This is a genomic window from Serratia sp. PF-27, assembly GCF_030053255.1.
Lineage (GTDB): Bacteria > Pseudomonadota > Gammaproteobacteria > Enterobacterales > Enterobacteriaceae > Serratia > Serratia bockelmannii.
The window spans coordinates 229,226-249,779 of the sequence record NZ_JASGBT010000006.1; the positions used below are offsets into that span (position 1 = coordinate 229,226).

The 20,554-nt window shown below is 60.0% G+C and carries 23 protein-coding genes; 12 read left to right on the forward strand and 11 right to left on the reverse strand.

The features are described from left to right. Nucleotides 1-81 precede the first annotated feature (81 nt). A complete protein-coding gene (locus QMZ29_RS02945) occupies nt 82-1,254 on the reverse strand; it encodes an MFS transporter (RefSeq protein WP_089196196.1) in 1,173 nt (390 codons plus the stop codon). Nucleotides 1,255-1,344: 90 nt separating this feature from the next. Then, on the reverse strand, nt 1,345-2,250 hold the full coding sequence (locus QMZ29_RS02950; protein WP_261426675.1) for a LysR family transcriptional regulator: 906 nt from the start codon (nt 2,248-2,250) through the stop codon (nt 1,345-1,347). A 105-nt stretch (nt 2,251-2,355) separates the two neighbouring features. Here QMZ29_RS02950 and QMZ29_RS02955 point away from each other — a divergent pair, with 105 nt between their 5' ends. Both QMZ29_RS02955 and QMZ29_RS02960 read left to right on the forward strand, forming a co-directional pair. Continuing rightward, nucleotides 2,356-3,738: an MFS transporter gene (locus tag QMZ29_RS02955; protein WP_197826802.1), complete on the forward strand. Its 1,383-nt coding sequence runs from the start codon at nt 2,356-2,358 to the stop codon at nt 3,736-3,738. Continuing rightward, nucleotides 3,735-4,115: a DUF4440 domain-containing protein gene (locus tag QMZ29_RS02960; protein WP_043138374.1), complete on the forward strand. Its 381-nt coding sequence runs from the start codon at nt 3,735-3,737 to the stop codon at nt 4,113-4,115. The genes QMZ29_RS02955 and QMZ29_RS02960 overlap by 4 nt, the downstream gene beginning before the upstream one ends. A gap of 195 nt (nt 4,116-4,310) precedes the next feature. Here QMZ29_RS02960 and asr read toward each other — a convergent pair whose 3' ends face one another. After that, nucleotides 4,311-4,661, reverse strand: a complete 351-nt coding sequence (gene asr / locus QMZ29_RS02965) for an acid resistance repetitive basic protein Asr (RefSeq protein ID WP_004928953.1) — start codon at nt 4,659-4,661, stop codon at nt 4,311-4,313. A gap of 229 nt (nt 4,662-4,890) precedes the next feature. On the opposite strand from asr, the gene QMZ29_RS02970 reads away from it, so the two are divergent. Beyond that, entirely contained in the window at nt 4,891-5,199 is a 309-nt protein-coding gene (locus QMZ29_RS02970; protein WP_004928950.1) for an ElaB/YgaM/YqjD family protein, read from the forward strand. 61 nt (nt 5,200-5,260) lie between these two features. On the opposite strand, the gene pdxR is transcribed toward QMZ29_RS02970, so the two are convergent. Continuing rightward, a complete protein-coding gene (gene pdxR, locus QMZ29_RS02975) occupies nt 5,261-6,694 on the reverse strand; it encodes a MocR-like pyridoxine biosynthesis transcription factor PdxR (RefSeq protein WP_147824210.1) in 1,434 nt (477 codons plus the stop codon). A 95-nt stretch (nt 6,695-6,789) separates the two neighbouring features. Between pdxR and QMZ29_RS02980 the strand changes: the two genes are divergently transcribed. From QMZ29_RS02980 to nrdF, 5 genes are all read left to right on the forward strand, one after another. Next, on the forward strand, nt 6,790-7,221 hold the full coding sequence (locus tag QMZ29_RS02980; protein WP_025303985.1) for a carboxymuconolactone decarboxylase family protein: 432 nt from the start codon (nt 6,790-6,792) through the stop codon (nt 7,219-7,221). Nucleotides 7,222-7,493: 272 nt separating this feature from the next. Next, nucleotides 7,494-7,724 (forward strand): glutaredoxin-like protein NrdH, encoded by a 231-nt coding sequence (gene nrdH / locus QMZ29_RS02985; RefSeq protein WP_004928934.1) that lies wholly within the window; start codon nt 7,494-7,496, stop codon nt 7,722-7,724. Between the two features lie 9 nt (nt 7,725-7,733). After that, nucleotides 7,734-8,138, forward strand: coding sequence for a class Ib ribonucleoside-diphosphate reductase assembly flavoprotein NrdI (nrdI, locus tag QMZ29_RS02990; protein ID WP_004928930.1), 405 nt, complete (start codon nt 7,734-7,736; stop codon nt 8,136-8,138). Then, the gene (gene nrdE / locus QMZ29_RS02995; protein ID WP_071845116.1) at nt 8,120-10,264 is read left to right on the forward strand and encodes a class 1b ribonucleoside-diphosphate reductase subunit alpha; all 2,145 of its coding nucleotides are present in this window, start codon (nt 8,120-8,122) and stop codon (nt 10,262-10,264) included. Before nrdI ends, nrdE begins: the two co-directional genes overlap by 19 nt. An 8-nt stretch (nt 10,265-10,272) precedes the next feature. Further along, nucleotides 10,273-11,244, forward strand: a complete 972-nt coding sequence (gene nrdF / locus QMZ29_RS03000; RefSeq protein ID WP_033639549.1) for a class 1b ribonucleoside-diphosphate reductase subunit beta — start codon at nt 10,273-10,275, stop codon at nt 11,242-11,244. A 43-nt stretch (nt 11,245-11,287) separates the two neighbouring features. Here the strand turns inward: nrdF and QMZ29_RS03005 are convergent, their stop codons facing one another. The 4 genes from QMZ29_RS03005 to QMZ29_RS03020 form a co-directional block, all read right to left on the reverse strand. Next, complete coding sequence (locus QMZ29_RS03005) at nt 11,288-11,575, reverse strand: type II toxin-antitoxin system RelE/ParE family toxin (RefSeq protein ID WP_025303988.1); 288 nt, start codon at nt 11,573-11,575, stop codon at nt 11,288-11,290. Continuing rightward, nucleotides 11,575-11,862 carry a CopG family ribbon-helix-helix protein gene (locus QMZ29_RS03010; protein WP_025303989.1) on the reverse strand — a complete coding sequence of 96 codons (288 nt, stop codon included), beginning with the start codon at nt 11,860-11,862 and terminating at the stop codon, nt 11,575-11,577. Before QMZ29_RS03010 ends, QMZ29_RS03005 begins: the two co-directional genes overlap by 1 nt. A 77-nt stretch (nt 11,863-11,939) precedes the next feature. After that, a complete protein-coding gene (locus tag QMZ29_RS03015) occupies nt 11,940-12,134 on the reverse strand; it encodes a DUF1289 domain-containing protein (protein ID WP_049205216.1) in 195 nt (64 codons plus the stop codon). Between the two features lie 64 nt (nt 12,135-12,198). Next, nucleotides 12,199-12,939, reverse strand: a complete 741-nt coding sequence (locus QMZ29_RS03020; RefSeq protein WP_197836200.1) for an SDR family oxidoreductase — start codon at nt 12,937-12,939, stop codon at nt 12,199-12,201. 102 nt (nt 12,940-13,041) lie between these two features. Between QMZ29_RS03020 and QMZ29_RS03025 the strand changes: the two genes are divergently transcribed. Beyond that, the gene (locus tag QMZ29_RS03025) at nt 13,042-13,935 is read left to right on the forward strand and encodes a LysR family transcriptional regulator (RefSeq protein WP_195880653.1); all 894 of its coding nucleotides are present in this window, start codon (nt 13,042-13,044) and stop codon (nt 13,933-13,935) included. Between the two features lie 12 nt (nt 13,936-13,947). Here QMZ29_RS03025 and QMZ29_RS03030 read toward each other — a convergent pair whose 3' ends face one another. Next, complete coding sequence (locus QMZ29_RS03030) at nt 13,948-14,892, reverse strand: MBL fold metallo-hydrolase (RefSeq protein ID WP_261426691.1); 945 nt, start codon at nt 14,890-14,892, stop codon at nt 13,948-13,950. A 206-nt stretch (nt 14,893-15,098) separates the two neighbouring features. On the opposite strand from QMZ29_RS03030, the gene QMZ29_RS03035 reads away from it, so the two are divergent. Then, entirely contained in the window at nt 15,099-16,070 is a 972-nt protein-coding gene (locus QMZ29_RS03035) for a patatin-like phospholipase family protein (protein ID WP_060448130.1), read from the forward strand. A 98-nt stretch (nt 16,071-16,168) separates the two neighbouring features. On the opposite strand, the gene QMZ29_RS03040 is transcribed toward QMZ29_RS03035, so the two are convergent. Then, nucleotides 16,169-17,524 (reverse strand): 2-hydroxycarboxylate transporter family protein, encoded by a 1,356-nt coding sequence (locus QMZ29_RS03040; protein ID WP_049205223.1) that lies wholly within the window; start codon nt 17,522-17,524, stop codon nt 16,169-16,171. Between the two features lie 326 nt (nt 17,525-17,850). On the opposite strand from QMZ29_RS03040, the gene QMZ29_RS03045 reads away from it, so the two are divergent. Together QMZ29_RS03045 and QMZ29_RS03050 are read left to right on the forward strand one after the other, a co-directional pair. Beyond that, the gene (locus QMZ29_RS03045) at nt 17,851-19,443 is read left to right on the forward strand and encodes an ATP-binding protein (RefSeq protein ID WP_060434285.1); all 1,593 of its coding nucleotides are present in this window, start codon (nt 17,851-17,853) and stop codon (nt 19,441-19,443) included. 32 nt (nt 19,444-19,475) lie between these two features. Beyond that, nucleotides 19,476-20,162, forward strand: a complete 687-nt coding sequence (locus tag QMZ29_RS03050) for a response regulator (protein WP_025303996.1) — start codon at nt 19,476-19,478, stop codon at nt 20,160-20,162. A 16-nt stretch (nt 20,163-20,178) separates the two neighbouring features. On the opposite strand, the gene QMZ29_RS03055 is transcribed toward QMZ29_RS03050, so the two are convergent. Beyond that, nucleotides 20,179-20,442, reverse strand: coding sequence for a hypothetical protein (locus QMZ29_RS03055; RefSeq protein WP_127146528.1), 264 nt, complete (start codon nt 20,440-20,442; stop codon nt 20,179-20,181). Nucleotides 20,443-20,554: the final 112 nt, after the last annotated feature.

Genomic DNA, 20,554 nt, shown 5'->3' on the forward strand with positions numbered 1-20,554 from the left:
ACCGCTGAGCGACCTTACCGTAATCATTCACCGAAACAATGATTTTCTGGGAAGGAATCCGGGTTTCGGACTATTCCTGAATCAGGCCCGGCTGCGTTGCAGCAGGCGCAGGGTGAGCAACACCCCGAGCGCCACCAGCAGCGCCGCCGCCAGATAGATCGACGGCACGCCCGTCTGCCCGATCAATAGCCCGGCCAGCGGGCCGGTGATGCCCAGCGCCAGGTCGAGGAACGCCGAATAGGTGCCGAGCGCCGTGCCCTGGTTCTGCGGCGGCACCTGTTTCACCGCCTCGACGCCCAGCGCCGGGAACACCAGCGAGAAACCGGCGCCGGCCAGCAACGCGCCGGTTTGCACCATCCAGGGCTCACCAGCCTGCCAGATCAACAGCAGCCCGACGATCTCGACCAGAAACGACGCCAGCGTCACCTTCAACCCGCCGTGGCGGTTAATGACGTTGCTGAAGATCAGGCGAATGCCGACGAAGGCGCAGCTGAACAGCGTCAGCGAAAACGCCGCGCCGCTCCAGCCTTTGTCGGCATAGTAAAGTGTGATGAACGTGGCGATCACGCCGAAACCGACGGTGCCCATCGCCAGACCGAGACCATAGGCCCAGATGCGGCCGAACACCGCGCTAAAGGCGATGCGCTGCCCGGCGGCGATCGAGACGTCCGGCTTGCCGCTCGCCAACAGCAGCGCCACCGCAACCGCCAGCACGATCAGCGCCGCCACCCCGGCCAATCCCCACTGCTGATTCAGGTACACGCCAAGCGGCGCCCCGGCCGCCATCGCCCCGTAGGTGGCAACGCCGTTCCAGGAAATCACCCGCGCGGTGTGCATCGCCCCGACCCGGCCGATGCCCCATAGCGTGGAACCGGTGCTGGCGAAGCTTTCGCCGACGCCGAGAAACACCCGCCCCACGCACAGCAACAGCAGGCTGAGCCACGGGTAACCGTCAACGCCGAACGCCAGCGCGTAAAACAGGCCGCTGGCACCGCAGCAGGCCAGGCCGAACAGCACCACCTTCTTCGGCCCCAGCTGATCGGCATAACGCCCGGCGTGCGGGCGGCTGAACAGCGTGGCGAAGTATTGCGCGCTGATGATAAGGCCCGCCAACACCGAGTTGTAGCCCAGGTGGTCATGCACAAATCCCGGCAACACCGCCAGCGGCAGGCCGATGGTCAGGTAGCAGACGAAGGTGAACATCACCACGGACAAAATACGTCGGTTCAGCTGGAGGTTATTTTCTGCGGTCATCGAAGGTGGCTCGCATCGGACGGGGTAGACGAAGCCCTCCAGCATACCCCGATGAGATTTGATGATAAATGAGAGAGTTATAACGAATTATTATTTCGCTAACGATTTTGCCGCCACCCGCGCGCGCAGAAAATCGATAAACGCCCGCACCTTCTCCGGCACGTGACGGGTATTCGGGTAGAGCGCATAGATGCTCTGCTCAGGGAAACGGTGATCCGGCAGTAACCGCTGCAGCCTGCCGGCATCGATGTCGGGCTGCGCCAGCCACGCCGGCAGCAGCGCCACCCCGGCGCCATGCAGGGCGAACGCCAACAATGCCGCAGCGCTGTCGCCGGTAAGCGTGGCGGCGTCCGCAACCTTGAACAGCACCGCTTCGCGCTGCGGCGTGACCACCTGCCAGCTGAGCGGCGAACTGAGCCGGCTGTGGGCGATCCACTGCGCCTGCGCCAGATCCGTCAGCGAATGAATCGGCCGGTCGGCCAGATAACCCGGCGACGCCACCGGAAAAATGGCAAAGCTGTCGATCAGCGCCGCGCGGTGGCTGGAATCCACCAGTTGGCCCAGACGGATCGCCACGTCGAAGCGCTCAGAGATCAGATCGGCATGATAAGAAGAAGAGACATGCTGGATGCGCAGCCGTGGATGCTGTCGCGAAAATGCCGCCAGCGCCGGCACCACCACCTGCGCGCCGTACTCCGGCGTACTGGTGATACGCAGCACGCCGCTCAGCCCGTGATGATCGCGACGCACGTCGTCCAGCACGTTTTCCGCCTCCTGCAGCAGCTGCAGGCTGCGCTGGTAGAAGCGTTCGCCGGCATCGGTCAGCGACAGCCGTCGGGTGCTGCGCGCCAGCAGTGACACCCCCAGCTCGTTCTCCAGCTGCTTGACGTTAAAGCTCACCACCGCCTTGGTTTGCCCCAGCGCCGCCGCAGCAGCGGTAAAGCTACCCGCTTCCACCACCGCCGCGAAGGTCGCCAGACGCTGCAAATTCAGCATTTCACCGCCCTTATTGTCAAAATAATTTTGACAGTGTAATCGCCCGCCGCCGATTTATCCGCACTTTTTCCCCCGATACACTGCTCGCCTTCAACCGGAGGCACCATGTCTTATCGCAGCAAAGTGGCAATCGTCTATCTGCTCGGCTTTTTCGTCGATCTGATCAATATGTTTATCGCCAACGTCGCCTACCCCGCCATCGGCCAGGCGATGCGGGCGTCGGTCAGCCAACTGGCGTGGGTCAGCAACGGCTATATTCTCGGCCTGACGCTGGTGATCCCGCTCAGCGCCTGGCTGGCGCAGCGCATCGGCGGGCGGCGGGTGTTCCTGCTGTCGCTGGCGCTGTTCATGCTGGCTACCCTCGGCGCGGGCAACGCCGACAGCATCGGTGCGCTGATCGGCTGGCGCACCCTGCAAGGCATGGGCGGCGGCTTGCTGATCCCCATCGGTCAAACGCTGACCTACCAGCTGTACCGCAGCCATGAACGCGCCGGGCTGTCTGCGGCCATCATGCTGGTGGGGCTGCTGGCCCCGGCGCTGTCACCGGCGCTGGGCGGCTGGCTCGTCGATCGGTTGGACTGGCGCTGGGTGTTTTTCGCCAACCTGCCGCTGGCGGCCCTGGCACTGGCGCTGGCGGCGCTGTGGCTGCGTGCGGAAACGCCGACGGCGGCGCGCAAACCGCTCGACGCGACAGGATTACTGAGCGCCTGCGCGGCGCTGACGCTGCTGCTGCTCGGCCTGACCCGGCTGAGCGAAGCCGGCCATCAAGCTTCCGGCGCGGCGCTGCTGGCCACCGGCCTGCTGGTGCTGGCCTATTATCTGCGCCATAGCCTGCGTACCCCGCAGCCGCTGCTGAACCTGCGGCTGGTCGCCGATCCGCTGCTGCGCAACGCCATGGCGGTTTATTTGTGCATTCCCGGCCTGTTCATCGGCGTCAGCCTGGTGGCGATGCTGTATTTGCAAAACCAGCTGGGGATGCCCGCCGCACAGGTCGGCGGCCTGATGCTGCCCTGGGCGCTGGCGTCGTTCCTGGCCATCACGCTGACCGGCAAAAGCTTTAACCGCCTCGGCCCGCGGCCGCTGCTGATCGCCGGCTGTCTGTTGCAAGGCGCCGGCATGCTGACGCTGGCGCAGATCGACCTGGCCGGGCAGCACGCGTTGCAGATTGCCGCCTTCGCCCTGATGGGGTTTGGCGGCAGCCTGTGCAGCAGCACCGCACAGAGCAGCGCGTTCCTGCAGATCCCCGACGGCCAATTGGCGGACGCCAGCGCGCTGTGGAACATCAACCGCCAGCTCAGTTTTTGCCTCGGCGTGGCGCTGCTCAGCCTGCTGCTGAATCTGCTGCTGACCGTGTTGCCGCCCGCGGCGGCCTACCGAACCTGCTTCATTCTGGCGGGCGCCAGCGTATTTATCCCGCTGTTGCTGTGCCTGCGCCTCGCCAACCGCGCCATCGTGCGCCAACTCAACGCTCAACAGGATGCTTTATGAACCCGTATTTTACCGAAGTGATCGACGCCCACATCGCCATTGAACGCTGGCTGGGCAAAGGCGCCGGAGAAGAGCAGGCGCTGCTGGCGCGCTTTACGCCGGAATTCAGCATGATCGCGCTGAACGGCGCGCCGCTGGATTTCACCGCGCTGTGCGCTTTTTTCCGCGCGCATCGCGCCGCCAAACCGGGATTGGAAATCGAGATAGAAGAGATGAAGCTGGTGGCCGAATGGCCGACGGGCGCGGTAGTCAGCTACCGGGAAAAACAGAGTCTGCCGGGACAAAGCGCCACGCTGCGCTACTCCACGGTGGTGTTTGAACGCCTGCCCGACGCGCTCGGCTGGCGGCATTTGCACGAAACTGCCGCAGCGCAATGATCACAGGAAGCTGCCGGCCAAAAACAATTCCCAACCGACGATCACCCCACACAGGGTTACCGCGCTGAAAATGACTTCAAACAGATAGCGATGGATCATCGTTCGTCGCCTCAAAAGAAGACACCCGGAAGAACCGGGTGTCTGGAATACGGGCTGGAGAGTGCGGAACCTTCCGGTTCCGCAACCATCAATTAATTAAGCTTTTTTACCGGCTTTTTTGTGGTGTTTTTTAGCGGCCTGAGCTTTCTGCACTGGCGCTTTTTTGTGGTGTTTTTTAGCAGCCTGGGCTTTCTGAGCTGGCGCTTTTTTGTGGTGCTTTTTAGCGGCCTGAGCTTTCTGGGCTGGCGCTTTTTTGTGGTGCTTGGCTTTCTTGTGATGCGTTGCTTTAGCTGGCGCTTTTTCAGCAGCAGCCGCTGGCGCAGCGGTAGTGGTGGTCGCAGCTGGCGCGGTGGTGGTAGCCGGAGCAGTAGCTGCGGTATCAGCAGCGAAAGCAACAGAAGACAGACCCATAGTGGCAGCAACGATCAGCGCTAATACTTTTTTCATCTTTAAATCCTCAGAGTGTTGTTTCGGTAAGCCCCGGTGGAGCCGTTGAAACAGATACTAGTGGAATCAAACCGCCGCTTCCGTGAGTGATTGGTTTCGCCGAGTAACCAAATGTACAAAGCCCACGCGCCGGCAAACACCTGCGTGACGGCGGTTTTTTTCCGTGATCGGCCACACAATTCTCGGCATGGTCTACACTTAAAAGACATGTGTCGAAATGGAGAGCTGAATGTTTAAGAAAGCGGAAAGAACAGAACGCGATATCGATCAGGACGTCACTCTGTTGGCCGATACGCTGGATGAAGTGTTGCGCGAGTCCGGTGATAAGACCAAAGAGGAACTGAAAGAGCTGCACAGCAAGGCGAAAGGCGTGCTGCGCGACGCTCGGGCGCGATTCAATGGCTCCACCAGTCTGACACAGCATGCGCGCGACGCCGTCGATCAAGCCGACAGCTATGTGCGTGACAAACCTTGGCAGGGCGTAGGGATCGGTGCCGCCGTCGGCATCGTGCTCGGCGTGCTGCTGGCCCGGCGTTAACACCCCTGCAGTCATAAAGATAAAACAGATGTGCGTCTGGCCCGCGGAAATCGCGGGCCGTTTAATTTGCGTGTTTAAACAGCTGTGCCAGCCCCTGTACCGCCCGCTCCGCCTCCTCTCGCCGGCTGAAATTGGCGAACCCCAGCAGTAACCCTTGCCCTACCGGATGGTCGATTCGCCAGTCAGACAACGCCTGCACCGCCAGCCCCTGCTGCCAGGCTTGCGCCGCCAACGGCGCATCCGCCAAGCCGTCGCGCAGCCGGGCCAACAGCTGAATGCCGCCCTGTTGCGGCACCGTCGTCAGCCACGCCCCCAGCTGCCGCTCCAACGCCTGCGTCAGCCACTCGCGCCGCTGGCGGTACAACGGCCGCATGCGTTTCAGGTGGCGATAGAAATGCCCTTGCCGGATAAAATCCGCCACGCCGGCCTGCAGCAGCGGCGGGCAACCGCAGCCACGCAGCCGGCTGCTGCGCGCGAATGTTTCCGTCAGACCGACGGGCACCACCAGATAAGCCATGCGCAGCGCCGGGAACAGCGTTTTGCTGAAGGTGCCGGCGTACAGCACCCGACCCTGAACATCGAGGCTTTTCAGCGGCGGCAGCGGCCGCCCGTGATAGCGAAACTCGCTGTCGTAGTCATCCTCGAGGATCCAGGCCCCGCGCTGCTGCGCCCAGTCGAGCAGCGCCATGCGCCGCGCCAGGCTGAGCGAGACGCCGAGCGGGCTTTGATGGGTCGGCGTCACCACCGCCAGCCGCGCCTCAGGCGCCGTCAGCATACCCGCGGCCACGTCCATGCCCTGTTCATCCACCGGCACAGCGACCGGCCTGACGCCGGCGGCCAGCAGCAGCGGACGCGTGACCGGATAGCCGGGATCTTCGATCCATACCGCGTCGCCGGCATGTAACAGCGTCTCCGTCACCCAGTCCAACAACGCCGGATAACCGGCACAGAGGAAAATTTGCTCCGGCCGACAGCTGATGCCGCGCGACAAATGCAGATAATGGGCGATCGCCTCACGCAGTTCAGGCAGGCCGCCGGCCGGCGGCAGCGCCAGAGAAGCCACCGTGGAACCGCGCAGCTGGCGGGCGACAATGCGCTGCCACAGCGCCCGTGGAAACGCGTCCAGCGCCGGTACCCCCAGTTGGAAAGGCTGCAGCATGCCTTGCGGCTGCAGCGGATCGGGCGCCATTGCCGCCAGCGGTGGCGCAGCGGGGACCGCGCCCGGCGGCATGTGTGGCAGCTGCGGCGAGACATAGGTGCCCGCCTGCCCGCGGCTCTGCAAGAAACCTTCGGCAATAAGTTGCGCGTAGGCGCTTTCCACCGTAGCGCGCGCCACGCCCAGATCGCTCGCCAACCCGCGCACTGAGGGCAACCGGCTGCCTGCCGCCAGGCTGCCCTGGGTAATGGCGTCTTTAATCCGCTGGTAAATCTGCCGGTACAGCGGCTCGGCGAGCCGGCTGTCCAGCCGCAGCGAGGTCAGGAAAGTTGGCATCATGGCCCAGTTAAATAATCATTTTATGGCCCTATAGCATAGACCATAAGGCCGCTAAAGTAGCGCCATGATTTCGTTACTACCGATTGAGGTTGACCATGATTAAGCAACGTTTGAACTATGCCGAGCTGGCGCCCGCCCCGTACAAAAATATGGTGGGCGCGCTGATGGCGCTGGAGAAAGGCGCCCTGGACAAGGCGACCATCGAGTTGATGTTTATGCGCGTTTCGCAGATCAACGGCTGCGCCTACTGCCTGGACATGCACGGCAAAGCGCTACGTGAAAGCGGCTTCAGCCATGCCAAGCTGGATACGCTGGCGGGCTGGCGCGTCAGCCATGAATTCAGCGAGCGCGAGCGCGTCGCGCTGGAATGGGCCGAGTCAGTGACGCTGATCGCCGCCACCGGCGCGCCGGACAGCGCTTTCGAGGCGCTGAAAGCGCACTTCAGCGATACCGAGATCGCCGATCTGACTTTCGCCATCAGCATCATGAACGCCTTTAATCGTCTGGCCGTCAGCATGCGTCAGTAATGCGCTCGACTCCCCCTCTTCGCTGAGAGGGGGAATTTCTCACCCGCAAAAAATTTTTCCCTCGCCTTTTCCAGCCCCAGCGCGGCCTGCGCACTCAATCCCACAAAACACCATATATAGCGTGGTTGATAAAACAAATATCTACATATAGTATTTTATGAGTCAACCGCAGGGAATGTCGTTCGGTTGATAACGCCGTCAGAAACGCCAGGAACGATGCTCCGTTATCTGACTTGCCCGCCTTTCCTTCAGCCTAAAGGTAAATGCGAATCATGAGCATTATTATTTACAGTAAACCGGACTGTGTCCAGTGCAACGCCACTTATCGCGCATTTGATAAACAGGGGATTGATTATCAGGTGATCGACCTCACCCAGGATCAGCAGGCGCTGAACCACGTTAAATCCTTAGGTTATCAGCAAGTTCCGGTCATTATCGCCGGTGACGACCACTGGTCCGGTTTCCGGCCGGACAAAATCGGCGCGCTGGCGCTCACCTGCTGAGGCTCGACGATGAATCCGCTGGTCTATTTCTCCAGCAGTTCGGAGAACACCCATCGGTTCGTTGAGAAACTGGGCCTGCCGGCGATCCGCATTCCGATCGCCGGCGCCCGCAGCAAATTGCTGATGGAACAACCCTATATCTTGATCGTACCCAGCTATGGCGGCGGCAGCGCCGTCGGCGCGGTGCCGATCCAGGTGATCCGCTTTCTCAACGTTCCGCAAAACCGTTCATACCTGCGCGGCGTCATCGCCGCCGGGAACACCAACTTCGGCGCAGCGTACGGCATCGCCGGCGACATCATCGCCAAAAAATGCCAGGTGCCTTTTTTGTACCGCTTCGAGCTGCTCGGCACGACGCAAGACGTTGAAAACGTTAGACAGGGAGTAACCGCATTTTGGCAACGACAGAATTGACCAGGCCCGAGACGGGCGCGCTGGATTACCATTCGCTCAACGCGATGCTCAATCTTTACGATGCGGAAGGCCGGATCCAGTTCGATAAAGATCGGCTGGCGGCGCGGCACTACTTCCTGCAGCACGTCAACCAAAACACCGTGTTCTTCCATAACCTGGAGGAAAAGCTGCGCTATCTGGTGGAGGAAGGCTACTACGAGCCGCAGGTGCTGGCGCAGTATGAATTCCCGTTTATCAAGCAGCTGTTCCAGCAGGCCTACGCCAAGAAATTCCGCTTCGAGACCTTCCTCGGCGCCTTCAAGTACTACACCAGCTATACGCTCAAAACCTTCGACGGCAAGCGCTATCTGGAACGCTACGAAGACCGGGTGTGCATGGTGGCGCTGACGCTGGCGGCGGGCGACACCGCCCTGGCGCAGGATCTGGTGGAGGAGATGATTTCGGGCCGCTTCCAGCCGGCCACGCCGACCTTCCTCAACTGCGGCAAACGCCAGCGCGGTGAGCTGGTCTCCTGCTTCCTGCTGCGCATCGAAGACAATATGGAATCGATCGGCCGGGCGGTGAACTCCGCGCTGCAGCTGTCGAAACGCGGCGGCGGCGTGGCCTTCATGCTGAGCAATATTCGCGAGGTGGGCGCGCCGATCAAGCGCATCGAGAATCAGTCCTCCGGCGTCATTCCGATCATGAAAATGCTCGAAGACGCCTTCTCCTACGCCAACCAGCTCGGCGCGCGCCAGGGGGCCGGCGCGGTGTATCTCAACGCCCACCACCCGGACATCCTGCGTTTTCTCGACACCAAGCGGGAAAACGCCGACGAGAAGATCCGCATCAAGACGCTGTCGCTGGGGGTAGTGATCCCGGATATTACCTTCGAGCTGGCGAAGAACAACGAAGAGATGTACCTGTTCTCGCCCTACGACGTCGAACGGGTGTATGGCACGCCGCTGTCTGAAATCAGCGTCAGTGAAAAATACCGCGAGATGGTGGACGACAAGCGTATCCGCAAGTCGCGCATCAACGCACGCGAGTTCTTCCAGGTGCTGGCGGAGATCCAGTTCGAATCCGGTTACCCCTACGTGATGTTCGAGGACACGGTCAACCGGGAGAACCCGATCGCCGGGCGCATCAACATGAGCAACCTGTGTTCGGAGATCCTGCAGGTCAACCGCGCCAGTACGTATCACGAAGATCTGAGCTACGATCGCATCGGCAAGGACATCTCCTGCAACCTCGGCTCGCTGAACATCGCCAAAACCATGGACGCGCCGGACTTCGGCAAGGCGATCGAGACCGCGATCCGCGCGCTGACAGCGGTGGCCGACATGAGCGATATCCGCTCGGTGCCGTCGATCGCCGAAGGCAACCGCAGCGCCCGCGCCATCGGTCTGGGCCAGATGAATCTGCACGGTTACCTGGCGCGCGAGCGCATTTTCTACGGCTCGGAAGAAGGCATCGACTTCACCAATCTCTATTTCTATACCGTGGCCTATCACGCCATCCGCGCCTCGAACCGGCTGGCGATAGAACGTGGCGGCGCGTTCGACGGCTTTGAGCACTCGCGCTATGCCAGCGGCGAGTACTTCGACAAGTACACCGAGCGCGACTGGCTGCCGCAGACTGAGCGGGTGCGCGAGCTGTTCGCCGCCGCCGGCATCGCCATTCCGGGCCGCGACGAGTGGCGCGCGCTGCGCCAGTCGGTGATGATGCACGGGCTGTACAATCAGAACCTACAGGCGGTGCCGCCGACCGGTTCCATCTCGTACATCAACAACGCCACCTCCAGCATCCATCCGATCGTCTCGCGTATCGAGATCCGCAAGGAAGGCAAGATCGGCCGCGTTTACTACCCGGCGCCGTACATGACCAACGACAACCTGGCGTATTACCAGGATGCCTACGAGATTGGCCCGGAAAAAATCATCGATACCTATGCCGCCGCAACGCAACACGTCGATCAGGGGCTGTCGCTGACGTTGTTCTTCCGCGATACCGCCACCACCCGCGACATCAACCGCGCGCAGATCTACGCCTGGCGCAAAGGCATCAAGACCATTTACTACATCCGCCTGCGCCAGATGGCGCTGGAAGGCACCGAGGTGCAGGGCTGCGTGTCCTGCGCGCTGTGAGGCAATTTATGACGACCGTAACATCGGCGCCGCTGGTGCGCGCCATCAACTGGAACATTATCGAAGACGACAAGGATCTGGAGGTATGGAACCGCCTGACCTCCAACTTCTGGCTGCCGGAGAAGGTGCCGCTGTCCAACGATATCCCGTCCTGGGCCACGCTGACGCCGAAGGAGCAGCAGCTAACCATTCGGGTGTTTACCGGGCTGACGCTGCTGGACACCATCCAGAACACCGTCGGCGCGCCGGCCCTGATCGCCGATGCGCTGACGCCGCACGAAGAGGCGGTGTACTCCAACATCAGCTTTATGGAGGCGGTGCACGCCCGCTCTTACAGCTCAATCTTCTCTACCCTGTGTCAAACGCCGGACGTGGATGACGCCTATCGCTGGAGCGAGGAAAACCGCGCGCTGCAGAAGAAAGCCGGCATCATTCTGGCGCACTACCGCAGCGACGATCCGCTGCTGAAAAAAGTCGCCAGCGTGTTCCTCGAGTCGTTCCTGTTCTATTCGGGCTTTTACCTGCCGATGTACTGGTCCAGCCGCGCCAAGCTGACCAACACCGCCGATCTGATCCGCCTGATCATTCGCGACGAGGCGGTGCACGGCTACTATATCGGCTATAAGTTCCAGAAAGGGCTGGAGAAAGTTGACGCCGCACGGCGCCAACAGGTGAAAAATTTCGCCTTCGATCTGATGCAGGACCTGTACGACAACGAGGTGCGCTACACCGAGGAGCTGTACGACGGCGTCGGCTGGACGGAAGACGTGAAGACCTTCCTGCACTACAACGCCAACAAGGCGCTGATGAACCTGGGGTATGAAGCGCTGTTCCCACCGGCGATGGCGGAGGTCAACCCGGCGATCCTGTCGGCGCTGTCGCCAAACGCCGACGAAAACCACGACTTCTTCTCCGGGTCAGGGTCGTCCTACGTCATCGGCAAGGCGGTCAACACCGAGGATGAGGACTGGGACTTCTGAGAACATGACAGCGATACCGGTCTTTCAGGCCGGTATCGTGCATTCAATACCCTTGTTCTTTCTGACTACGGATCGCCAGAACAAACGCCGTATCGATATCAGGGATATATTTGTAGAGCGCCAAATAACCGCGAACTTGCTGCCCAATAATCAATTCACGCAGCCCTGAGCCAAGGGCTCGTCCGATCAATGGATTATGTTCCAATACCGCAATCGCCTGGATGATTTCCTGAATGCGCCGCCCTGGATCCGCGGCACCATACTGAGCCAAATGAGCGAGAATACGTTCGATATCATCCCTGACCTCTGGCGCCAACTCGACGTTTGCCATCAGCGCCCCAATTTTTTTACCGGAGGTTTAACAGCGTCAGTGTTACCGGCTGCGTAATTTTCCAAATAACCGCGCATCTCTTTCCAAGAGACCGTCTCTCCCGTCGCAATTATCTTGGCATAGCGTTTTTCCGCTTCATTCTCAAAGTCGCGGCGCAACTCTTCCTGCTGCGTTTTCTCCGCTATTGCCTGCAAAATAAAGCTGTGGGACGTTACGCCAACCTGCTCGGCGACGGCAGCGACTCGGGCTTTAAGCTCATCTGGAATACGGATGGTCGTCGTCGACATAATCGCTCCTAACGTCGGTCAATCACATGTAGCTCAATTGTGCTACATGAAGTCTGACAGCGCAATAATGCAGAGGATTATTTCACCGATTGACGCAGCTCAAGCTGCCGCCAAATAGCGCGTTTCTCCGCGTCGCTGGCGGTCGGCCAGGCGGCGATTTCCGCCCGCGTGCGCCGGCATCCCCGGCACTGCTGGGTTTCGTCGTCGATGCGGCACAGGCTGACGCAGGGCGATCTCACGCCGTGCTGGAATTGCTGATTGTCGCCCGCCATACGCTGCCCTTGATGTGATGAGTTCCGCCACAGGATACCCGATCCTGCGGCGGCGCGTCGTCAATCAGATGATGCCGCCGTTGGCGCGCAGGGTTTGTCCGTTGATCCAGCCGCCGTCAGCCCCGGCAAGGAACGCCACCGCCGCGGCAATATCTTCCGGCGTGCCCAGACGCTCCAGCGGCGCCATCTTCGCCAGCCGCTCGATAAGCTCCGGGGTTTTACCGTCGAGGAACAAGCCGGTGGCGGTCGGCCCCGGCGCGACGGCGTTCACCGTGATATTGCGGCCGCGCAGCTCTTTCGCCAGCACGCTGGTCAGCGCTTCGATCGCCGCCTTACTGGCGGCATACATACCGTAACCCGGCTGCAGCAACCCCACCACGCTGGAAGAGAAGTTGATGATGCGGCCGTTGTCGCGCAGGCGCTTCGCCGCCTCGCGCATCGCATTGAAGCTGCCTTTCAGGTTGATGTCGAGCAGGCGATCCACGTCTTCATCACGCATGTCCGCCACCGGCGCCAACGCGATCACCCCGGCGTTATTGACCAGCACGTCGACGCCGCCAAACGCTTGTTCGGCGCTGTCGAACAGCTGGGTGACCGCAGCCGCATCGCTGACGTCGGCTTTGGCGCCGAGCGCGCGGCCGCCGCGCTGTTCTATCTTGCGCACCAGCTCATCGGCCGGCGCCGGGTTGCCTGAATAGTTGATGATGACGGTAAAGCCGTCGATGGCCAGACGCTCGGCGATGGCGGCGCCGATGCCGCGCGATGCGCCGGTGACGATGGCGACGCGTTGAGCCGCGTGATTCATGGATATCTCCTCATCGGGTTAATGTACTGTCATCATGCACCTTTCAGTACAGCGAATAATCCCCTATTATTCGCCATTACTATCCGAAATAAGCGAACAATTATGGACAGAATCGACGCCATGCGTCTGTTCACCCGCGTGGTAGAACAACGCAGCTTCACCCAGGCGGCGCAGGATCTGAACTTGCCGCGCTCCACCGTGACCGACGCCATCAAACAGCTCGAAGCCCGGCTGCAGGTCAGGCTGCTGCAACGCACTACCCGCCACGTCAGCCCGACGCTGGACGGCGAAGCCTACTATCAGCGTTGCCTGAGCATTCTGGCGGACATCGAAGAGGCGGAGATGGCATTCGCCGGCGCCAAACCGCGCGGGTTGCTGCGCATCGATGTACACGGCACGCTGGCGCGCCATTTTCTGTTGCCCGATTTGCCGGATTTTTTGGCGCAATACCCGGATATCGAGCTCTATATGAGCGAAGGCGATCGGCTGGTAGACGCGCTGCGGGAAGGCATCGACTGCGTGGTGCGCGTCGGCACACTGCGGGACAGCGACATGGTGGCGCGCCGCCTGGGCGAGCTGGAAGAGGTGACCTGTGCCGCCCCGGCCTACCTGCAGCGCTTCGGCACGCCGCAAAGCCTGGACGATCTGCGCCATCACCGCATGGTGGGCTTTCGCTCTTCGGCGACCGGCGCGTTAATGCCGCTGGCGTTCACGGTGACGGGGCAAGCGCAGCCCATCACGCTGCCGGCGACGGTATCGGTCAGCGCGGCGGAGAGCCTGGTCGCCGCCGCCCGCGCCGGGTTGGGCATCATTCAGGTGCCGCGCTATCACCTGCGCGGCGATCTCGCCGACGGCAGCCTGTTGCCGCTGCTGCCGGATTGGCCTTCTCCTCCGATGCCGGTCTCGCTGCTTTATCCGCGCAACCGCCAGCTGTCGCCGCGGGTGCGCGTGTTTCTCGACTGGTTCAGCCGGGTGTTCGCCGAGCGGAACCGATAACAAGAGCGTGCGTTACAGCGCGCCGTAGTTCAATGGCACCCAGGTGTAACCGTCGCCCTGACGGTTCAGATACCCCAACCCCGGGAACGACAGGTGTGCGCCCCCCACCAGCTCGCTCTGCCGCGCGCTGTCGCCAAATATCCGCAGCCGCTGAGCGACCGCCGCCTTGGCGTCATTATCAAAGCTGATAGCCACCTTCGGATGCGGCAACTGCACCGCTGCCACGTGGATAAGATCCCCCAACAGCAACAGCTTCTGGCCCTGGCTGGTCACCTGATACACGCTGTGCCCCGGCGTATGGCCGTGGGCGGCAAAGGCGGCAATGCCCGGGGAAAGCTCACCGTCGCCGCTGAACGGCTTAAAGTGACCGGCCGCCTGATACGGCTTGATCGCCGCCTGAGCCCGTTCGAAGTTGCTTTTACTGCCCGCGCTAGACTGTTTCAGTTTGTCCGCGCTTAGCCAGAAGTCCGCGTCCTGGCTGGCGGCGCGCACCACCGCATTGGGGAATACCGACTTGCCGTCGTGCGTCAGGCCGCCGAGATGGTCCGGGTGCATGTGGGTCAGGTAGATCTCATCCACCTGCTCCGGCTGGTAACCCGCCGCGCGCAGGTTATCCACCAGCTTGCCCAGGCCGTCGCCCAGCAGTTGGCCGGCGCCGCTGTCGATCATCACCAGCTTATCGCCGGTATTGATCAGATAGGCATTGACCGAGGTGACCACCGGCAGGCTTTGATGCCGCTCGGCCAACCCGGCGGCGATCTGCTGCGGCGTGGTGTTTAGCAACAGCTTGTCCGCCGGCAAACGAATGATGCCGTCGGACAACGCGGTCACTTCAAAACTGCCCAGCATGATGCGATAAAATCCCGGCGTCGGGGTTTTAGCCTGCGGCGCGGCGGCCCCGGCCTGTAATGACATAACGGCCAGCGCCGCGCCCAGCAGACAACGTTTCCAGAACATGATGACTCCTTGCGAGAATTGAACAGCGCTAAGTATTGACGCAAAAATCCCGATGCGCCTGTTTAATAAATGCCTTTGATAAATATATGAACAATATATTTATTGTGAATAATTTTGTTTGCCGACTCACACAACCCCAATCAATATTTTCTCGCTCGCCACTTCGTTATTTTTCTTACTCCCTAAACCACGAGTGAGGAAATATCATGAACTACCAATTCGAAAACCTGGTCTTTGAAGGCGGCGGCGTAAAAGGCATCGCCTATGGCGGCGCGCTGGAATTGCTGGAAGCCAAAGGCATCATGCCGCAGATCAAGCAAACCTCCGGCGCCTCGGCGGGCGCCATCGCCGCGCTGCTGGTCGGCCTGGGCTGCAGCTCGGCGGACGTCACCAAAATTCTGTCGGCGATGGATTTTAAAAAATTCCTCGATTATAACGGCGGCTTTTTCGGTACGCTCCAGGATGCCTACCGCCTGTTTAATCAATACGGCATCGCGCCCGGCGATTATTTCTATCAATGGTCACGCGATATTATCAAGCAATATACCGGCAACCCGGATATCACCTTCGAGCAGTTCGAAGCGATGAAGGCGGCGAAAGGGTTCAAGTCGATTTACTTTATCGGCGCCAACCTCAACAGCGGCCAGCGAGAGGTTTATTCTCACCGTACCACGCCGCGCATGAAAGTGGCGGACGGCCTGCGCATTTCGATGTCGTTCCCGTTCGCCTTCGTGGCGAAGAACAATACCCTGGGCGACCTGTGCATCGATGGCGGCATGATCGACAACTACCCGGTGCGGCTGTTCGACTATGACTTCTCCGCCACGCCGCCTTACATCGACGCCTCCAGCCAACGCATCAACACCCGCACCCTGGGCCTTCGCCTCGACTCCGCCGGCGAAATCGCCCAGGCCGCCGGTCAGGCCGGCCCGCGCACGCCGGTCAACAACCTGTTTGATTTCACCCTGGCGGTGGCCAACGTGATGCTGGACATCCAAACCAAGGTGCATCTGGACAGCGACGACTGGAAGCGCACCGTGTATGTCGATACGCTCGACGTCGGCACGCTGGAGTTCGGCATCAGCGAGGAGAAGAAACGCGCGCTGATCGAATCCGGCCGCCGCGGCGTAGAGCGCTACTTCGCCTGGTACGACGCCGCCATGAAACAGGCAGCGTAACCGGTATTATCCCCGCCCGCACGTCAGGCCGGCGCGCGGGCAAAAAAAATCCCCGCGGGGGCGGGGAAAGGCAAAGTAACGCTAAGGATTTATAGGAGTTATACGAAGAACTTGGCCAACACCAGCAGAGACAGCGAAACGTTGATAGCGCCGCCGATACGGGTTGCGATCTGGGCGAACGGCATCAACGACATGCGGTTGCCGGCGGTGAGGATCGCGACGTCGCCGGTGCCGCCCTGCCCGCTCTGGCAGCAGGAGACAATCGCCACGTCGATAGGGTGCATGCCGATTTTCTTGCCGACGAAGAAACCGGTCGCCACCAGCGCGCTGACGGTGGTGACGATCACGATCAGATTCTGTACGGTGAACGCGTCCACCAGCTCCTGCCACGGCGTGATAGCCACCCCGACCGCGAACAGGATCGGATAAGTCACGGCGGTGCGGAAGAATTTGTACACCACCTGCGAGCCTTCCTGAATGCGTGGCGATACCCCGTGCGCCAGCTTCACCGCCACGGCGGCGAACAGCATGCCCACCGGCGCCGGCAGGCCGATCAGACGGTGCAGCAGCATGCCCACCATATACAGCAGAATGGCCAACAGCGCGCCGCAGGCGATGGTGCTGACGTCCACCTTGCCGCTGATTTTTTCCACCGCGCTCATGTCGCTGTCGCCCTGCTTGCTCGGCATCAGGCTGCCTTCGCCGGTCAGGTGCGGATAACGCTTGCCCAGTTGGTTAAGCAGGCCGGCGATGACGATAGCGGTCAGGCTGCCGAGCATCACGATAGGCAGAATGCGCCCCAGCGCCACGCCCTGTTCCATGTGTAGGATCGCCGCGTAGCCCATCGACAGCGGGATCGCCCCTTCACCTACGCCGCCGGCCATGATCGGCAGGATCAGGAAGAAGAAGATCTGGAACGGTTCCAGGCCCAGCGCCATGCCAACGCCCATCCCCACCAGCATGCCGACGATCTCGCCGCACAGCATGGGGATGAAGATGCGCAGGAAGCCCTGGATCAGCACCTGGCGGTTCATGCTCATGATGCTGCCGACGATGATGCAGCAGATGTAGAGGTACAGAATGTTGGTCGATTTGTAGAACTTGGTGGTCGATTCCACCACCACGTCCGGCAGCAGGCCATAGTGCACCAGCGCGGAAGGAATGAAGGTGGCGCAGATTGCCGCCGCGCCCATTTTGCCGATCAGCGGCAGGCGCTTGCCGAATTCGCCGCAGGCGAAGCCGAAGAACGCCAGGGTGGCCACCATCACTACGATATCGCTCGGCAACTTGCCTTCCAGGCAGTCGAGCAGAATCAATACGCCGGCCAGAATAAAGAACGGTAACGGAATAATCCCTACTTTATAATTGTCCAGTATCCGCCACCATTTCTCACGCAGAGGAATATCAGCGGTCTTGTCTTTGGCTACGAGGTAAGAATCATCTGTTGTGCTCATAATCTGGCCTCTTATTAGTTTGTTCAGCCATCATAGAGAAGCGCACGGATTATCTGCTGTGATTATGTTCAAAGTTAAAAAGGGTTTTTAATGGTGGTTATGGTTTCTATGGGGTTAATTAAGATTATGTAAAAACCAACGTGGTTTTAATGGTGTTAATACCGTTTTTATTTTAAAGCTTATCAACTTTATCGCAGACGAACAATTCTCGTCCGGTTCACTCTAATCCCGTGTGAGGGATCACAAGTTGATCGAGCGCAATATTACAGACCCCGCTTATCGTGATAGGGTAAGGCTTCAGGATCTCTTTACGGTGAAGCTCCACCATGCGCCTCAAACTCTCATTTCAAATCAAACTGTTTCTGTGCCTGGTGGCCTTCTCCTGCCTGCTGCTGACCTGTATCGGCGCCTATACCTATTACCAGTTGGATGCGCAACTGCACCGCGATCTCGGCGCCCGCGCCCAGGTGCAGGCGCGGGAAATCGCCCTTATCCCTTCGCTGGTGGACGCGGTGGAAAACAACGACGCCGCCAGGATCGCCGCACTGATGAAAAGAATCCGCGCCAGCAGCGACGCCAGCTATATCGTCATCGGCGATAATCATGCCCGCCATCTTTATCATTCCGAATACGAAGGCCGCCTGGGCACACCGATGATCGGCGGCGATAATAAAGAGGTACTGGAAGGGAAAAGCATTATTTCCATTCGCAAGGGCGGCATCGGCGTATCATTACGTAGCAAGGCGCCGATCCTGGATGAAAATAATCAGGTGATCGGCATCGTTTCCGTCGGTTATTTGAAATCGCATATCGATAATTTAAATGCCAGGACGTTGACGCAAATTATCGGCTCTATCGTGCTGCTGCTGATTGCCCTGTTCGTTTTTTCCTGGCTGCTGTCGAAAAATCTCAAGCGCCAGATGTTCTGGCTGGAACCGAAAGAGATCGCGCTGCTGGTGCGCCAGCAAAAAGCGCTGCTGGAAGCCATTTATGAGGGCGTGATCGCCATCGATCCGCAATTGCGGATCATCACCATCAACCATGCGGCGCGCGAGCTATTGGATCTACACCAGCCCGCCGCCAGCTTGCTGGGCCGACCAATCGGCGACGTGATCCAGGCGCAGCCGGACTTCTTCGCCGCCGCGCAACTGGGCCAGGATACGCACGACGAAGTGTGCCGCTTCAACCACGTGCGGGTGATCGCCAGCCGGGTGCGCATCATGCAGGAGCAGGAGCTGCAAGGCTGGGTGATCAGCTTCCGCGACAAGAACGACATCAATACCCTGAGCAGCCAGCTCAGCCAGGTGAAACGCTATGCCGACAACCTGCGCATCATGCGCCACGAGCAGCTGAACTGGACCGCCACGCTGGCCGGGCTGTTGCATATGCAGCGCTACGACGAGGCTATTCGCTATGTGGAAGCCCAGTCGGAGGGCGCGCAGGAGATCCTCGATTTCATCTCGCAGCGCTTCAGTTCGGCGGCGCTGTGCGGCCTGCTGCTGGGCAAATATTCCAGCGCCAGAGAAAAAGGCATCGAGCTGCGCTTCGATCCGGCCTGCCAGCTGCGGCAGATCCCGGCGGCGCTGAATGAGACCGAACTGATGTCGATCGTCGGCAACCTGCTGGATAATGCGGTGGAGGCGACGCTGCACCGCCCGGCGCCGCACGATGCGATCGAACTCTATATCAGCGATGGCAGCGACGAGCTGGTGATCGAGGTGGCGGATCGCGGTACCGGCATCGCTGAGGAGATTCGTGATACGCTGTTTGAACAGGGCGTCACCACCAAAGCGGATAAAAGCGACCACGGCATCGGCCTGCATCTGGTCGCCAGCCACGTGGCGCAGGCGCATGGCAGCATAGAAGTGTCGGACAACGAGCCGCACGGCGCGATATTCTCTATATTTATCCCTAAATAAAACCCATAACCCGATTTTTTGAGCACCCGATTATGTCACACCAAGCACTGGACGTTCTGATCGTGGAAGACGAGCCGCAACTGGCGACGCTGCACGCGGAGTTCATCGAGAAAAATTTCAACCTGCGGGTGGTGGCTTACGCCGCCACGCTGGCCGAAGCGCGAGCCAAAGCCAACGCGCATCAGCCGCGCCTGATCCTGCTGGATAACTTTCTGCCGGACGGTCAGGGCATCGAGCTGATGGAAGAGCCGGCGGTGAAGAACCCCGCCTGTTCGGTGATCTTCATCACCGCCGCCAGCGACATGCATACCTGCAGCCAAGCGATCCGCAACGGCGCCTTCGACTACATCATCAAGCCGGTGTCCTACAAGCGGCTACGCAATTCGCTCGAACGTTTCATGCAGTTCGTACAGACCCAGCGTACCTTCAAGATCATCGATCAGGATAACGTCGATGCGCTGTACAACCTGCAGTCGAAGCAGTTCTCCAGCGAGCCGAGCGCCAAAGGCATCGAAACCAATACCCTTGAGCTGGTGCAGGCGCTGTTTATCGCCCAGCCGACGGTAGCGCATGCGGTGGAAGACGTGGTTGAGCAGGTCGGCATCAGCAAGACCACCGCCCGGCGTTATCTGGAATATTGCGTCGCCACCCAGTTCGTGCGGGTAGAGATGTTGTACGGCAATATCGGCCATCCGCGGCGGCTGTACCGCAAGGCCTGAGGCTGCCATCTGGCTGTCATATTACGGCGATAACATAGCGCTCGACGATATCCCCCTCGATATCGGCACCTGTCGTTAAAACTGATGAAATACTGATGACTTTTACCCGGCCTCTGGTCGGGTTTTTTATTATCCGAACGGCAGGCGTAAAACCGAAATAGCTCATCGCCCCACACCGCGTTATTTCCTCAAAAACCAAACCATTATGGCGAATAACGGCCGTCAATTTTGAGTCACGGGCCAAATTACCATAGCTAATTAAAACCTTGATGTAAACCACTAATATCCCATTTAAATGACATTGAGGGTTGTCTCAGATATTCACTGTGTTAGGGTAAAAAGCTCTTTTATTTTGCTAAGGACAGCCCATAACGCGTTAATTAAACCAGAGG

Coding starts and splice junctions, on each gene's coding strand:
- QMZ29_RS02945 (WP_089196196.1), bottom strand. CDS start 1,254: ATGACCGCAGAAAATAACCTCCAGCTGAACCGACGTATTTTGTCCGTG.
- QMZ29_RS02950 (WP_261426675.1), bottom strand. CDS start 2,250: ATGCTGAATTTGCAGCGTCTGGCGACCTTCGCGGCGGTGGTGGAAGCG.
- QMZ29_RS02955 (WP_197826802.1), top strand. CDS start 2,356: ATGTCTTATCGCAGCAAAGTGGCAATCGTCTATCTGCTCGGCTTTTTC.
- QMZ29_RS02960 (WP_043138374.1), top strand. CDS start 3,735: ATGAACCCGTATTTTACCGAAGTGATCGACGCCCACATCGCCATTGAA.
- asr (WP_004928953.1), bottom strand. CDS start 4,661: ATGAAAAAAGTATTAGCGCTGATCGTTGCTGCCACTATGGGTCTGTCT.
- QMZ29_RS02970 (WP_004928950.1), top strand. CDS start 4,891: ATGTTTAAGAAAGCGGAAAGAACAGAACGCGATATCGATCAGGACGTC.
- pdxR (WP_147824210.1), bottom strand. CDS start 6,694: ATGATGCCAACTTTCCTGACCTCGCTGCGGCTGGACAGCCGGCTCGCC.
- QMZ29_RS02980 (WP_025303985.1), top strand. CDS start 6,790: ATGATTAAGCAACGTTTGAACTATGCCGAGCTGGCGCCCGCCCCGTAC.
- nrdH (WP_004928934.1), top strand. CDS start 7,494: ATGAGCATTATTATTTACAGTAAACCGGACTGTGTCCAGTGCAACGCC.
- nrdI (WP_004928930.1), top strand. CDS start 7,734: ATGAATCCGCTGGTCTATTTCTCCAGCAGTTCGGAGAACACCCATCGG.
- nrdF (WP_033639549.1), top strand. CDS start 10,273: ATGACGACCGTAACATCGGCGCCGCTGGTGCGCGCCATCAACTGGAAC.
- QMZ29_RS03005 (WP_025303988.1), bottom strand. CDS start 11,575: ATGGCAAACGTCGAGTTGGCGCCAGAGGTCAGGGATGATATCGAACGT.
- QMZ29_RS03010 (WP_025303989.1), bottom strand. CDS start 11,862: ATGTCGACGACGACCATCCGTATTCCAGATGAGCTTAAAGCCCGAGTC.
- QMZ29_RS03015 (WP_049205216.1), bottom strand. CDS start 12,134: ATGGCGGGCGACAATCAGCAATTCCAGCACGGCGTGAGATCGCCCTGC.
- QMZ29_RS03020 (WP_197836200.1), bottom strand. CDS start 12,939: ATGAATCACGCGGCTCAACGCGTCGCCATCGTCACCGGCGCATCGCGC.
- QMZ29_RS03025 (WP_195880653.1), top strand. CDS start 13,042: ATGGACAGAATCGACGCCATGCGTCTGTTCACCCGCGTGGTAGAACAA.
- QMZ29_RS03030 (WP_261426691.1), bottom strand. CDS start 14,892: ATGTTCTGGAAACGTTGTCTGCTGGGCGCGGCGCTGGCCGTTATGTCA.
- QMZ29_RS03035 (WP_060448130.1), top strand. CDS start 15,099: ATGAACTACCAATTCGAAAACCTGGTCTTTGAAGGCGGCGGCGTAAAA.
- QMZ29_RS03040 (WP_049205223.1), bottom strand. CDS start 17,524: ATGAGCACAACAGATGATTCTTACCTCGTAGCCAAAGACAAGACCGCT.
- QMZ29_RS03045 (WP_060434285.1), top strand. CDS start 17,851: ATGCGCCTCAAACTCTCATTTCAAATCAAACTGTTTCTGTGCCTGGTG.
- QMZ29_RS03050 (WP_025303996.1), top strand. CDS start 19,476: ATGTCACACCAAGCACTGGACGTTCTGATCGTGGAAGACGAGCCGCAA.